Source organism: Thermotoga maritima MSB8, assembly GCF_000008545.1.
Classification (GTDB): domain Bacteria; phylum Thermotogota; class Thermotogae; order Thermotogales; family Thermotogaceae; genus Thermotoga; species Thermotoga maritima.
In genome coordinates, this window is record NC_000853.1 from 1,393,523 (window position 1) to 1,407,597 (window position 14,075).

General features: G+C 46.8%; 16 protein-coding genes and 2 tRNA genes. 16 read left to right on the plus strand and 2 right to left on the minus strand.

What is annotated here, in order from left to right:
• The first annotated feature begins 12 nt into the window (after positions 1-12).
• Genes TM_RS06980 through TM_RS07045 form a run of 14 tightly spaced genes read left to right on the plus strand, consistent with a single transcriptional unit; the run spans position 13 to position 10,298 of the window.
• Positions 13-1,119 (plus strand): ABC transporter ATP-binding protein, encoded by a 1,107-nt coding sequence (locus TM_RS06980; RefSeq protein WP_004081574.1) that lies wholly within the window; start codon positions 13-15, stop codon positions 1,117-1,119.
• The gene (locus tag TM_RS06985) at positions 1,116-1,904 is read left to right on the plus strand and encodes an ABC transporter permease (RefSeq protein ID WP_004081575.1); all 789 of its coding nucleotides are present in this window, start codon (positions 1,116-1,118) and stop codon (positions 1,902-1,904) included. Before TM_RS06980 ends, TM_RS06985 begins: the two co-directional genes overlap by 4 nt.
• Positions 1,901-2,671 (plus strand): ABC transporter permease, encoded by a 771-nt coding sequence (locus tag TM_RS06990; protein ID WP_004081576.1) that lies wholly within the window; start codon positions 1,901-1,903, stop codon positions 2,669-2,671. Before TM_RS06985 ends, TM_RS06990 begins: the two co-directional genes overlap by 4 nt.
• Before the next feature lie 27 nt (positions 2,672-2,698).
• Positions 2,699-3,976 (plus strand): serine--tRNA ligase, encoded by a 1,278-nt coding sequence (gene serS / locus TM_RS06995; RefSeq protein ID WP_004081577.1) that lies wholly within the window; start codon positions 2,699-2,701, stop codon positions 3,974-3,976.
• On the plus strand, positions 3,976-4,644 hold the full coding sequence (locus tag TM_RS07000; RefSeq protein ID WP_004081578.1) for a 16S rRNA (uracil(1498)-N(3))-methyltransferase: 669 nt from the start codon (positions 3,976-3,978) through the stop codon (positions 4,642-4,644). Before serS ends, TM_RS07000 begins: the two co-directional genes overlap by 1 nt.
• Positions 4,645-4,660: 16 nt before the next feature.
• On the plus strand, positions 4,661-5,050 hold the full coding sequence (locus TM_RS07005; RefSeq protein ID WP_004081579.1) for a hypothetical protein: 390 nt from the start codon (positions 4,661-4,663) through the stop codon (positions 5,048-5,050).
• Entirely contained in the window at positions 5,051-5,650 is a 600-nt protein-coding gene (locus TM_RS07010) for an NUDIX domain-containing protein (protein ID WP_004081580.1), read from the plus strand. It abuts the gene before it with no gap.
• Complete coding sequence (ispE, locus tag TM_RS07015) at positions 5,596-6,411, plus strand: 4-(cytidine 5'-diphospho)-2-C-methyl-D-erythritol kinase (RefSeq protein WP_004081581.1); 816 nt, start codon at positions 5,596-5,598, stop codon at positions 6,409-6,411. Before TM_RS07010 ends, ispE begins: the two co-directional genes overlap by 55 nt.
• A 1-nt stretch (position 6,412) precedes the next feature.
• A complete protein-coding gene (gene apt, locus TM_RS07020) occupies positions 6,413-6,925 on the plus strand; it encodes an adenine phosphoribosyltransferase (protein WP_004081583.1) in 513 nt (170 codons plus the stop codon).
• A gap of 11 nt (positions 6,926-6,936) precedes the next feature.
• Positions 6,937-8,283, plus strand: coding sequence for a glucose-6-phosphate isomerase (locus tag TM_RS07025; protein ID WP_004081585.1), 1,347 nt, complete (start codon positions 6,937-6,939; stop codon positions 8,281-8,283).
• A complete protein-coding gene (locus TM_RS07030; protein ID WP_004081587.1) occupies positions 8,280-8,510 on the plus strand; it encodes a hypothetical protein in 231 nt (76 codons plus the stop codon). The genes TM_RS07025 and TM_RS07030 overlap by 4 nt, the downstream gene beginning before the upstream one ends.
• Positions 8,504-9,046, plus strand: coding sequence for a dephospho-CoA kinase (gene coaE, locus TM_RS07035; protein WP_004081589.1), 543 nt, complete (start codon positions 8,504-8,506; stop codon positions 9,044-9,046). The genes TM_RS07030 and coaE overlap by 7 nt, the downstream gene beginning before the upstream one ends.
• Entirely contained in the window at positions 9,028-9,555 is a 528-nt protein-coding gene (rsmD, locus tag TM_RS07040; protein ID WP_004081591.1) for a 16S rRNA (guanine(966)-N(2))-methyltransferase RsmD, read from the plus strand. The genes coaE and rsmD overlap by 19 nt, the downstream gene beginning before the upstream one ends.
• The gene (locus TM_RS07045) at positions 9,552-10,298 is read left to right on the plus strand and encodes a class I SAM-dependent methyltransferase (protein ID WP_004081594.1); all 747 of its coding nucleotides are present in this window, start codon (positions 9,552-9,554) and stop codon (positions 10,296-10,298) included. The genes rsmD and TM_RS07045 overlap by 4 nt, the downstream gene beginning before the upstream one ends.
• 11 nt (positions 10,299-10,309) lie before the next feature.
• Here the strand turns inward: TM_RS07045 and TM_RS07050 are convergent.
• Positions 10,310-10,384 (minus strand) — tRNA-Val (locus tag TM_RS07050).
• A 138-nt stretch (positions 10,385-10,522) separates the two neighbouring features.
• Here TM_RS07050 and TM_RS07055 point away from each other — a divergent pair.
• Positions 10,523-10,609 (plus strand) — tRNA-Leu (locus tag TM_RS07055).
• 5 nt (positions 10,610-10,614) lie between these two features.
• Here the strand turns inward: TM_RS07055 and TM_RS07060 are convergent.
• The gene (locus tag TM_RS07060) at positions 10,615-11,622 is read right to left on the minus strand and encodes a lysylphosphatidylglycerol synthase transmembrane domain-containing protein (RefSeq protein WP_004081596.1); all 1,008 of its coding nucleotides are present in this window, start codon (positions 11,620-11,622) and stop codon (positions 10,615-10,617) included.
• A gap of 76 nt (positions 11,623-11,698) precedes the next feature.
• Here TM_RS07060 and TM_RS07065 point away from each other — a divergent pair, with 76 nt between their 5' ends.
• Positions 11,699-14,074: an ATP-dependent Clp protease ATP-binding subunit gene (locus TM_RS07065; protein WP_004081598.1), complete on the plus strand. Its 2,376-nt coding sequence runs from the start codon at positions 11,699-11,701 to the stop codon at positions 14,072-14,074.
• Position 14,075 lies beyond the last annotated feature (1 nt).

A 14,075-nucleotide genomic window follows, 5' to 3' on the forward strand; every position in this document is an offset into this window, starting at 1 on the left:
GAGTGAGAGAAATTGATCGGAGGAGAAGTTTCAATAAAGAACGTCAGCAAATTTTTCGATGATTTCCAGGTTTTGAAGAACGTTTCCCTGGATATAAAGAAAGGAGAGTTTTTCTCCATACTCGGCCCATCGGGTTGTGGAAAAACAACGCTTCTTCGTGTGATAGCGGGCTTCGAGGGTGTGGAAAGTGGAGATGTTCTCCTGGATGGAAAGTCGATACTGAATTTGCCTCCGAACAAAAGGCCCGTGAACATCATATTTCAGAACTACGCTCTGTTCCCTCATCTCACAGTTTTTGAAAACATCGCGTTCCCCTTGAAACTCAAAAAACTATCCGAGAACGAAATAAATCAGAGAGTGAACGAACTGCTTTCGCTCATAAGAATGGAAGAACACGCTCAGAAAATGCCTTCCCAACTGTCTGGTGGTCAGAAGCAGAGAGTGGCGATAGCGAGGGCCCTCGCCAACGAGCCGAGGGTCCTCCTTCTCGATGAACCGCTGAGCGCTCTCGACGCAAAACTGAGACAGGAACTCCTTGTCGAGCTCGACAACCTTCATGACAGAGTCGGTATCACCTTCATTTACGTAACACACGATCAGGCTGAAGCAATCAGTGTTTCAGACAGAGTCGCCCTCATGAACGAAGGAGAAATCGTTCAGGTTGGAACTCCCTACGAGGTGTATGAGAGCCCGGTCAACGTCTTTGCAGCGACTTTCATCGGAGAAACGAACCTCATGAAAGCCGAGGTTGTTGAAGTGGAAGATGAATATTACGTCGTAGAAAGTCCGGGAATCGGCCAGTTCAGGTGTTACAGAGACAAGGAAGCAAAGAAGGGTGATAGATTGCTCATCACCCTTAGACCCGAAAAGATCAGAATCTCAAGGAAACAGTTTCGTTCCGAGGAAACCTTCAATGTATTTCACGGAGTTGTGGATGAGGAAATATACATGGGGCACCAGACGAAGTACTTCGTTCGACTCGACGAAGGCTACATAATGAAAGTTTACAAGCAACATGCAAGGTACATACTCGATGAGCCGATCATAAAATGGGAAGATGAAGTGTTCATCACATGGAATCCAGATGACAGCTTCATTGTAGAGGTGCTTGAAGAATGAAGTACGTGTACTTTCTGTGGTTGCTCTTTCTTTTCATTCTTCCCATCTCAATAGTTTTTGTTTATAGCTTTCTGGAGCCACAGATATATGGTGGGGTCAAGTGGAGCTTTTCCCTCGAAGCGTATAGCTATCTTCCCAGGTACCTGGCGCTCATCTGGAGATCCGTCTGGATCGCTGGCGTTGCGACGCTCATTACCCTCGTCGTGGCGGTTCCCGTTGCCTTCTACATAGCTAGAAGTAAGCTGAAAAACTTTCTTTTGCTTTTGACGGTTGTACCCTTCTGGACCAACTCTCTCATCAGAATTTACGCCTGGAAGATAGTTCTTGGCAACAACGGACTCGTAAACCAGTTTCTCGGTTTGTTTGGCATTGACCCCGTTCAGTTTCTCTACAACTCTTTCGCCGTCATACTGGTGATAGTCTATACCTACCTTCCTTTCGCTATACTTCCTCTTTACGCTGCCATGGAAAAGGTGGAAGACAGCATCCTTGAAGCATCCCTGGATCTTGGAGCCAGCAGGATGTACACGTTCATCAGAGTCCTTCTTCCCAACGTCAGAGCGGGTCTTCTCACAGCCTTCGTTTTCGTGTTCATTCCCGCCCTTGGATCCTACGCCATACCGGATCTTGTCGGTGGCGTGAACTCCAAGATGATAGGAAACGAGATCGTAAGGCAACTTCTGACCGTCAGAAACTGGCCCGTCGCGTCCGCGATGTCCAACATTCTAACCCTGATCGCTCTCCTGAGTATCATCTTTGTGATGAAAAGGGGAGAGAAACGTTGAAACCAGGAAGATTCATAAAAACCATCGTGATCCTGACAATGGTGTTCTTCTATTTGCCGCTTTTCATAGTGGTGTTGATGTCCTTCAATTCGGCGAAATCTCCTGTCTGGAGCGGCTTCACACTCAAATGGTACCTGGAGCTGTTCACCCGGGAATATTCGGTCTGGCATGCGTTCAGAAATTCGCTCATCGTGGCCATCGTTTCCAGCACGGTATCAACGGCGATTGGAACCTTAACAGCAATAGAACTCTTCTGGAAAAAGAGCAGGTTAGAAAACTCTATCTGGTTTCTCACGTATCTTCCATTCGTGGTACCCGACGTGATCATCGGTATATCCCTGCTTTTACTTTTCTCGATGTTCAAGGTTCAGCTGGGACTCTTCACCATAACACTCGCGCACATAACGTTTTCGATTCCGTACACTATGATGATCGTTCACTCCAGACTTCAGGATTTCGACAAGAGCATCATAGAGGCAGCTTACGACCTTGGAAGTACGGACTTCCAGGTGTTTTACAGGGTGATCATCCCAAATCTCGTTCCCGGTATAGTTGCTGCCTTCCTTCTTGCCTTCACACTTTCCATAGACGATTTTGTGATCACCTTCTTCGTGGCTGGGCCAGGGTCGACCACCCTTCCGATTCAAATCTACTCCATGATAAGGTTCGGTATCTCACCTACAGTCAACGCCATTTCCACCTTCATGATCGCCGGGACTATCCTGATCGGTTTTGTGCTCAGAAGGTTCGTGAGGTACATCTTCTGATAGAATTGTGATAAGGGGAGGGATAAGATGATAGATATAAAGCTCATCAGACAAAATCCCGATTTCGTGAAGGAAGCCCTCAGAAAGCGAGGAGAGGATCCCGCTATAATCGATGAGATTTTGAAGATCGACGCCGACTGGCGCGCTACCATCACGAAAACCAACGAGCTGAGATCCAGAAGAAACGAAATTTCCAAAAATGTGGCAAGGTTGAAAAAAGAAGGGAAAAACGCAGAGGCAGAGGCACTCATCGAGGAAGGGAAAAGATTAGGAGAAGAGATAAAAGCGTTAGAAGAAAAAGAAAAAGAACTTCAGAAGAAGTTAAACGATCTTCTTTTGATGATTCCGAACATCCCGCATGAGAGTGTCCCCGTTGGAGAAGACGAATCTCAGAACGTTGAAGTGAGAAGGTGGGGAGAGCCGAGAGAATTCGACTTCACCCCGCTCGCTCACTGGGACCTCGGACCTGCGTGGGGGCTCATGGATTTCAGCAGGGCGTCCAAGCTCAGCGGTTCCAGATTCACCGTTATGTATGGAAAACTCGCAAGACTCGAGAGGGCTCTGATAAACTTCATGCTTGACGTTCATACAAAGGAACACGGTTACACGGAAGTGTGGGTTCCACACCTGGTGAAAAGAGAAACCATCACCATAACCGGACAGCTCCCCAAATTCGAAGAAGAGCTTTATCTTGCTGAGAGGGATGACCTGTTCCTCATTCCGACGGCTGAGGTTCCCCTCGCAGCGCTTCACAGTGGAGAGATCCTCGAAGAGAAAGAACTACCAAAGAAATACGTCTCTTACACTCCCTGTTACCGCAGAGAAGCGGGAAGTTACGGGAAAGACGTGAGGGGGATGATCAGGCAGCATCAATTCGACAAGGTCGAGCTCGTCTGGGTGACCACACCGGAAAGATCCTTCGAAGATCTTGAAGAGCTTGTGAAAGACGCCGAAACCATTCTTAGAAAATTGGAGCTCCCTTACAGAGTCGTTTCGCTCTGTACGGGAGATCTCGGATTCACCTCCGCGAAAACCTACGATATAGAAGTGTGGCTTCCTTCCTACAACGCATACAAAGAGATATCTTCCTGCAGTAACGTGACGGACTTTCAGGCGAGAAGAGGAAACATGAGATACAGAAGGAGATCGGATGGAAAGCTCGAATACGTTCACACGTTGAACGGATCGGGTATCGCCGTTGGAAGGGCACTCGTTGCGATACTGGAAAACTACCAGCAACCAGACGGCAGTGTGAGAGTGCCGGAGGTGCTCGTTCCCTACACAGGGTTCGAGGTGATACCGTAGTGCCTCACCTCTTCTACGGAACGGCTCAAAACGGTGAGGTGATATTCGACGAAAGAGAAGCACACCACATGAGGGTCGTGCGTCTGAAAGAAGGAGATGTGATCGAAGCAACGGATGGGAACGGCTTTTCATACACGTGTATTCTCAAAAGCTTGAAGAAAAAAACGGCTGCAGCCAAGATCGTAAAGGTGGAAGAGAAAGAAAAAGAACCCACTGAGAAATTGAGCGTTGTTGTTCCGATCGGCAGGTGGGAAAGAACACGTTTTCTCATAGAAAAGTGTGTTGAACTCGGGGTGGACGAGATCTTTTTCCACAAATTTGAAAGATCCCAGCACGAGATCAGCCTGGATAAGGCAAAAATCGTTGTTAGAGAGGCAGCCAAGCAGTGTAAGAGATATCTTTTTCCAAAGGTGAGTTTTCTGGAAAAACTGGAGTTCAGTGGAAACGTGATAACACTAGATCTGGATGCCTCTCAAAACCTGCTCGACGCGAACTTAGAAGGCTCGATAACGGTGGTGGTCGGTCCTGAGGGAGGGTTCTCTGAGAAAGAAAGAGAATTACTGAGATCTTCTACAACCATTGTGAGTCTTGGAAAAAAGATCCTCAGATTCGAAACAGCTGCAATATTGACCGTTGGATACATCGCTTTAAAAAAACAAAAAATCTGAACGGAGGTGTTCACACATGAAGAAAGGCGAAAAGATACTCTCTTTTGTCAAACAGGAAAAAGAATTGATAGAAGACTACAGGAAAAGCCTTCACGATGTCAAAAGAAGTGACGAAGTGGGAGATGTTTTTATCGAGTTCGCTCTTAAGTTCCTTGAAAAGGTCCTGGAGGATTTCAAGCCTGAAGAATACACCGAAGATATCGCTTTCGAACCAGAGAAAGAGAGCTACACTCTGAGCGAGCGCCTGAAGGAAAGGATAGGGGAGGATCTTCTCAAGAAGAGCGATCTTCCTGCTATTCTTCAGCGATTCTGTGAGATGGCAGCGCATAGGTGGAAACAGCTCAAAGCCGACGAGGAAAAGACAGATTTCTTCAAGAGACCCGGCCACGAGATGAGGAGAGATTGAATGAAGAGTGAAAGAATACTGGTCGTGAAAACAGAAGACTTTTTAAAGGAGTTCGGTGAATTCGAAGGATTCATGAGAGTAAACTTCGAGGACTTTCTGAACTTTCTGGACCAGTACGGATTTTTCCGGGAAAGAGACGAAGCGGAATACGATGAAACGACGAAACAGGTGATACCTTACGTAGTTATAATGGATGGCGACAGAGTCCTCATCACCAAAAGAACAACGAAACAGTCCGAGAAGAGGCTCCACAATCTTTACTCTCTCGGAATAGGCGGTCATGTGAGAGAAGGGGACGGAGCAACACCACGGGAAGCGTTTTTGAAAGGACTCGAACGCGAAGTGAACGAGGAAGTGGATGTCTCGCTAAGAGAACTGGAATTTCTCGGACTCATAAATTCGTCAACAACCGAAGTGAGCAGAGTACACCTCGGTGCTTTATTTCTCGGAAGAGGAAAATTTTTCTCTGTAAAAGAAAAAGATCTGTTCGAATGGGAACTCATAAAGCTCGAAGAATTGGAGAAGTTCTCAGGAGTGATGGAAGGTTGGTCGAAAATATCGGCAGCGGTTCTGCTGAACTTGTTTCTTACGCAAAACTGAATCTCTACCTGGATGTGCTTGGAAAAAGATCCGACGGATATCACGAAATAGTGGGATTGTTTCAGACGATTTCTCTTCACGACACACTAACTGTGGAAATCTGTGATAGAGGTTTCTATCTGGAAAGCAGCGTAGCTCTGCCCTCGGACAACACGATCAAAAGAGCCTGGGAGATGTTCAGGAAAAACACAGGAAAAGAATTCGGTCTCAAAGTCACGTTGAAAAAGGAGATCCCAGTAGGCTCTGGCCTCGGTGGGGGAAGCTCTAACGCTGCAGCGGTTCTCAGATATCTTGGTGAAGTTTTCAAAATACCTCTTGAAGACCTTCTGAATATAGCAGCTCAGGTGGGAAGCGATGTACCCTTTTTTCTTTACGGAGGAACCGCTCTTGTGAGAGGAAGAGGAGAAATCGTGGAGAAACTCGAGGATATCGAAGGATACTCTGTTGATTTGTTCTTCCCGGGCATTCACTCTTCAACGAAAGAAATGTATCTGTCTCTCACACCAGAGATGTACAGGAAAGGACCCGGCAGGGTAGAGGAACTGCACAGGGCTTACCTTGAAAGAAATTACGAAAAGATAAAGGAACTCTCTTACAACGTGTTTGAGAAGGTGTTCTTAGAGAAACACCCGGAGGTAATGGATGGACTGAGAAACTTTGGCGATGGTTCCATAGTGAAAATGATGACGGGAAGCGGAAGTGTCTTTTTCGCTCTATATCCTCTGGACAAGGGAAATTACTCGTTTGTGGGAGGTGTTTAAGTTGGATCTCAAACGCTTCATAAGAGATATACCGGATTTCCCGCAGAAAGGCATCGTGTTTCGCGACATAACCCCTCTTTTGAGAAATCAGGAAGCCTTCAAAGAAGCGATCGACAGAATGTGTGAACTCGTTTTTGACAGGGAGTTCGATCTCGTGGTGGCTCCCGAAGCGAGGGGTTTCATCCTTGGAGCCGCTATGGCGTACAAACTGGGAAAGGGTTTCGTTCCGGTGAGAAAACCGGGAAAACTCCCGTATAAAACTGTGTACGAAGAGTATCAGCTGGAGTACGGCACTGAACAGCTCCATATACACGAGGATGCCATAGAGAAAGGCCAGAAAGTGCTCATAGTGGATGATGTACTCGCAACGGGGGGAACAGCGGAGGCACTCATAAGACTGGTTAAAAAACTCGGTGGGGAAGTGGTTTCTCTCGCTTTCCTCGTTGAGCTTTCATACTTGGAACCAAGAAAGAGACTGGAAGGTTACGATGTTAAAACTCTGATAGTCTACTGAGGGGTGAAAGTATGAGTTTAAAATTCGACTTTTCCAATTTGTTTGAACCGAACATCTCCGGTGGTTTGACAGATGAAGATGTAAAAAGTGTAGAGGAGAAAGTTACAAGTGCAGTTCGAAACTTTGTAGAAAACACTCCCGATTTTGCAAAGCTGGACAGAAGCTGGATCGATTCTGTTAAATCTCTCGAGGACTGGATAATAAACTTCGATACGGTCGTTGTGCTGGGAATTGGAGGTTCTGGACTTGGAAACCTGGCCCTTCACTACTCCCTCAGGCCTTTGAACTGGAACGAGATGACCAGAGAGGAGAGAAACGGATACGCCAGAGTGTTTGTGGTGGACAACGTAGATCCAGATCTCATGAGCTCTGTTCTGGACAGAATCGATCCCAAAACAACTCTTTTCAACGTGATATCGAAATCCGGTTCCACCGCTGAAGTAATGGCGACCTATTCGATAGCACGTGGGATCCTCGAAGCTTATGGACTAGATCCAAGAGAACACATGCTCATCACAACAGACCCGGAAAAGGGCTTTTTGAGAAAACTCGTGAAAGAAGAAGGTTTCAGAAGTCTCGAAGTGCCTCCTGGAGTGGGAGGAAGGTTCAGCGTTCTCACACCTGTTGGCCTCCTCTCAGCCATGGCGGAAGGCATAGACATAGACGAACTGCACGAAGGTGCAAAGGATGCCTTCGAGAAGAGCATGAAAGAGAACATCCTTGAAAATCCAGCGGCAATGATAGCACTCACACACTACCTCTACTTGAATAAAGGAAAGTCCATTTCTGTGATGATGGCGTATTCGAACAGAATGATCTATCTTGTGGACTGGTACAGACAGCTCTGGGCGGAAAGTCTTGGAAAAAGATACAATCTCAAGGGAGAAGAGGTTTTCACCGGTCAAACTCCTGTGAAAGCGCTGGGAGCGACCGATCAGCACTCACAGATACAGCTTTACAACGAAGGGCCGAACGACAAGGTAATAACCTTCCTGAGAGTTGAAAACTTCGACAGAGAAATAGTGATCCCGGAAACCGGAAGAGCTGAACTCAGCTATCTTGCAAGGAAGAAGCTCTCCGAACTCCTCCTCGCAGAGCAGACAGGAACAGAAGAAGCACTGCGAGAAAACAACAGACCGAACATGAGAGTGACATTTGACGGACTCACACCGTACAACGTGGGCCAATTCTTCGCTTACTACGAGGCTGCCACCGCTTTCATGGGTTATCTTCTTGAGATCAACCCGTTCGATCAGCCCGGTGTGGAGCTCGGAAAAAAGATCACGTTCGCTCTTATGGGAAGAGAAGGTTACACTTACGAAATAAAGGAAAGGTCGAAGAAGGTGATTATAGAATGAAAATTTTCGAGGAAGTGATGCGTGAAGGAGAAAAAGTTTTTTTCATAGAGGGTGGACCTCTCGGTGAAGAGGGAACGTACATCATCGTTTCGGACGATCCAACCGTTGAGGAGAGGATCGCAAAAGTCATCGAGGAACTGAACACAACGAGCGTCATCTTTCTTGCCGAAGATGAATATGAAAGGTTCAAGAACGAACTGGAGAAAAAGGCAAAGAGAATATGGTGATCGGTGTTACAGGAAAGATAGGAACGGGAAAGTCCACCGTCTGTGAGATTTTAAAGAACAAATATGGAGCCCACGTTGTGAACGTGGATAGAATAGGCCATGAAGTGCTCGAAGAAGTGAAGGAAAAGCTCGTCGAGCTTTTCGGAGGATCTGTTCTGGAAGACGGGAAAGTAAACCGAAAAAAACTCGCTGGCATCGTCTTCGAATCACGCGAAAACCTGAAGAAGCTCGAATTGCTCGTCCATCCCTTGATGAAGAAGAGGGTACAGGAAATAATAAACAAAACGAGCGGCCTCATAGTAATAGAGGCCGCTCTTTTGAAAAGGATGGGACTGGATCAGCTGTGCGATCACGTCATCACAGTAGTCGCAAGCAGAGAGACGATTCTGAAGAGAAACAGAGAAGCCGACAGACGTTTGAAGTTTCAGGAAGACATCGTTCCACAGGGAATAGTAGTAGCGAACAATTCCACTCTCGAAGATCTCGAAAAGAAGGTAGAGGAAGTGATGAAACTCGTATGGGAGAAACGAGAATAACAGGGGGAAAGTACAGGGGAAGGAAGTTAAAAACAGGAAATTTCTTCAGACCCACCATGTCTTCTGTGAGAAGCGCCCTGTTCAACATGATAGACATCGAGGGAAAAAGCTTTCTCGAACTCTTCTGCGGAAGCTGCGTGGTGAGCTGTGAGGCTCTGAGCAGAGGAGCGGAAAGAGTGGTCTGTGTCGACAGATCAAAGCGTGCCCTCAGCATATGCAGAAAGAATCTCGAATCACTCAACGAGACAGCCACGATCATTCACAGTAACGTAGTGGACTTTCTTCAAAACACCGGTGAAAAGTTCGACGTTGTCTTTCTCGATCCTCCGTACAACGATGTAGAGATCATAAACAAAACACTTTCCTTGCTTCCGAAAGTCATGAAAGAAGACAGTTTGGCCGTTCTGGAGAAGAGTAAGAGAATCGAACTGGATTTTTCAAACTTTGAAGTCGTCAAAAGAAAAGATTACGGTGAGACCGAGCTTGTTTTTCTGAAGGTGAAACGATGAAACTGAGGTCATGGGAATTCTACGACAGAATAGCAAGAGCGTACGACAGTATGTACGAAACACCGAAGTGGAAGCTCTATCACAGACTGATCGGATCTTTCTTAGAGGAGTATTTGAAAAACCCCTGCAGAGTTCTCGATCTCGGTGGAGGAACCGGAAAGTGGAGTCTGTTCTTGCAGGAAAGAGGTTTCGAAGTAGTTCTCGTCGATCCATCGAAAGAGATGCTGGAGGTGGCGAGGGAAAAGGGGGTTAAAAACGTCGTTGAAGCCAAAGCGGAAGATCTCCCCTTTCCTTCAGGTGCTTTCGAAGCAGTTCTCGCTCTCGGTGACGTTCTAAGCTACGTTGAAAACAAGGATAAAGCGTTTTCAGAGATAAGAAGAGTGCTTGTACCCGATGGATTGTTGATAGCAACCGTAGACAACTTTTACACTTTCCTTCAGCAGATGATCGAGAAAGACGCGTGGGATCAAATAACACGCTTTTTGAAAACACAAACCACGAGCGTGGGAACCACACTCTTTTCTTTCAATTCTTACGCCTTCAAACCAGAGGATCTGGACTCTCTGGAAGGATTCGAAACGGTAGATATCCGTGGAATCGGTGTGATGGAATACCCAGACGAACGAATCAGTGAAAGGGAAGAAACCATCTTTCGGCTGGAACAGGAACTTTCAAGGGACAGAAACATCATCTGGAAGGCCGATCATATATTCTTCGTTTTGAAAAAGAAAAGAGGAGCCTGAAGGCTCCTCTGTGGTGGGTGCGGCAGGGATTGAACCTGCGACCTCTTCCTCGTCAAGGAAGCGCTCTCCCACTGAGCTACGCACCCATTCCGTTTAATTATGATACTACAAGCATCTGACTATGTCAACCATCCAGTTCGATGCCGTTCAACATTTAACAGAAAAATTTCCGATGAGGGTACTTGAAAAGGGTGAAAACCTGTGCTATTATATATGTCGGAGTTGCCGAGGTGGTGGAACTGGCAGACACGCATGGTTGAGGGCCATGTGGGCTTCGGCCCGTGCGGGTTCAAGTCCCGCCCTCGGCACCACAAAATCAGCCGGAGGATCTTTCCTCCGGTTTTTTTGTTAACCTCCCCAGTCCAAGAAGAATCCCCAAAATTATGAACAGATAATAATTGAAGAATCTCCAGACGAGCATGGATACCATCGCGTCAGTCTTTTCGATTATGTTCGAGTAAACAACGTAGTAAGCCAGTTCCGTTGCGCCGCTGGCACCGGGTGTAGGAGCAAAATACACAATCAGGCTGAGAGCAAGCTGGATACTGACTACTTGGAACAGAGAAACATTCACATTAAGATTGACGGCTTTCATCGCAAAATAAGTACTTGAGTGTATCAGCACAACCATCAACCCCGACAGAATCACCACCGCTAAAAACTTCAGTTTGGAAGCTCTCCAGAACTCCCTGGTGGCCGAAACGTATCCAAGTATTCTTTCCTCCACGAGCCTTTTCATATCATATTCAGATTTTCTGGAGAAAAACATGAAGATCTTCAAAACAGGTCTCGACATGAAAAATCTTCGCAGAAAACCCTTACTGAAGGACAGGAGGATTATGAAAACATAGAAGAGAAAAGCCAGAACTATTCCTGCAAAGAAAAGGTCTCCGAGGATACCGAGTTCTTCGAAGGTATCAAGATAGACCATGAAGAAGGCAAAACCGGAGATGATGGAAAATGAAAAAGAAGAGAAAAACCTCACCGCTACCGCAGAGGCCGATTTTTCAAAGGGAATTCCAGCCTTCGTGAGATGGTAGATCTGGAAGGGTTGTCCTCCAGCAGCGAAAGGTGTTATTGCCCCCACATAGAATCCCCAAAGGGAGTTGGCCACACAGGTTCCGAAAGGAACATCTTTCAGAAGTATCTTGGTTCTGCTGGCGTCCACTAAAACGATGCCTAAAAAGTTCAGTGAAAGAACCATCAAAAAGATCGGTTCTACGTTCTTCAACTCCTTCCACGCATCACCGCTGCCCCAAAAGGAAACTATGAGAGCCGTGGCACCGAGGCCTATGATCAGAGCTAAAAGCAGATTCCTCTTCATAATCATCTCCTTCCAGTGTCTTTATTAGAAATATTAACACACCACGTGGTAAGATTTTTCTGGGAGGTGATACCACATGTTCAATCTGGAAGAGTACACGGAAAAGGCGCAGAAAGTAATGATGAGCATTCAGGATATAATGACCCGATACAGACAAAACCAGCTTTCCAGTGAGCACATACTGCTCGCGATTCTGGAAGAAGGAAACAACGTTGGTGTAGAACTTCTGAAGGAGCTGAACGTGGATATAAACAGGCTCAAAGATGAGGTGGAGGTGTTCATTGGGAAATACGGGGTTAGAGTCCCTGAAGGAGCATCTGTTTCTCAGATTTTCATAACTCCGGACGCGAGGCATGTCATTGAAAAAGCGAGAGAAGAAGCGAGAAGAATGGGAGATTCAAAAATAGGAACCGAGCACCTTATTTTGGGGATGGTCCTGTCACCTGATTCCACGGCCTTCCGAATCCTCTCGAGATACGGTGTAACACCTGAGAGAGTCTACGAAGCAATAAGGAAGATCAGATCAACGGGTAAAACAGATGAAGCAGAGAACGTGGAAGCGCTCGCTCGCTTCACAGTGGATCTCACACAGCTAGCCCGCGAAAAAAAGCTCATGCCTGTAGTGGATCGTGAAAAGGAAATCAGAAGGGTGATACAGATACTGTCCAGAAGAACGAAGAACAATCCGGTCCTCATAGGAGACCCGGGGGTGGGAAAGACTGCTGTTGTCGAGGGGCTCGCCCAGAGAATAGTTGAAGGGAAAGTCCCTCTGTTTTTGAGAAACGTCAGAGTCTTGAAACTCGACATGGGCAGATTGGTGGCAGGGACCCGTTTCAGAGGAGATTTTGAAGAAAGACTGAAACGTCTTCTTGATGAATTGAAGAGGAAAAAAGGAGAAGTAATACTCTTCATCGACGAGGTGCACACGGTGGTAGGAGCGGGAGCAGCCGAAGGTGCTCTCGACGCCGCGAACATAATGAAACCAGAACTCACAACGGGAGAGATTCAGATAATAGGAGCAACCACCGTTGAAGAGTACAGAAAATACATAGAGAAAGACAGGGCGCTTGAGAGAAGATTCCAGCCGGTCATGGTGGAAGAGCCGACGGTCGAGCAGACAATTGAAATACTGAAAGGATTAAGAAAGGTCTTTGAAGAACATCATCACGTGAAGATAACGGATGACGCTCTGGAAGCCGCGGCGAAACTCTCCGCACGATACATAACCAACAGATTCCTCCCGGACAAGGCCGTTGATCTGATAGACGAAGCGGCAGCGTACGTGCGTCTTGAATCCTCGTACCCTTCAGAAGAACTCCTGAAACTCGAAGAAGAGATCAAAAACCTTGAAGACAAAATAAACGACGCCGTTGTGAAGGGAGAGTACGAAGAAGCGGCAAAGCTGAAGGTCGAACTCCAGAAATTGAAAAACGAATACGAAGAAAAAAGGAAAAAACAAGAAAAGGTGGAACCGGTTGTCGATGAGAACGTTGTGGCAAAGATCGTGGAACAGTGGACCGGCATTCCCGTGTCTCGAATCATGGAATCCGAAAGAGAGAAACTCCTGAAACTCGAAGAATTCATCCACCAGCGCTTGGTGAATCAGGAGGAAGCCGTGAAGATAGTGGCACGGACCATAAGACGTGCAAGGGTCGGTATCAAGAATCCGAGAAGGCCCATCGGTGTCTTTCTGTTCCTCGGACCAACGGGCGTGGGAAAGACAGAACTCGCCAGAACTCTCGCAGACGTGCTCTTCGGCAGCGAAGACGCCATGATCAGGCTCGACATGAGTGAATACATGGAGAAACACTCCGTTGCCAGACTCATAGGAGCACCTCCGGGTTACGTGGGTTATGAAGAGGGAGGGCAGCTTACCGAGGCTGTGAGAAAAAGGCCTTACAGTGTGATTCTCCTCGACGAAATAGAAAAGGCGCATCCAGACGTATTCAACATCCTGCTTCAAGTGTTCGAAGACGGGCGATTGACTGATGGAAAGGGAAACACCGTGGACTTCAGAAACACCATCATCATCATGACGAGCAACATAGGAAGTGAGAAGATCCTCGAAATGTCGGAAAACGGTGTGAGAATTGAGATAGAAAAAGAACTGCGAAACACCTTCAAACCCGAGTTCCTGAACAGAATAGACGCCATAGTTTACTTCAAACCGCTCACGATGGAAGAAGTGAAGAAGATAGTGGAAATCATGGTGAGACAGCTCCAGGAAATACTGAAAGAGAAGAACATCTCCATCGAGCTTACAGAAAGAGCGAAGGAGTACCTGGCAGAAGCGGGTTACGTGCCATCTCTCGGTGCAAGACCGCTTCGAAGAATCATAGAACTCGAACTCGAGTCGATGATAGCGGATAAAATACTGGAAGGAGAGATAAAAGAAGGAGACAGGGTTCTGGTCGACGCGGACGAATACGGTCTGAAGATAGAGAGGAGGTGAC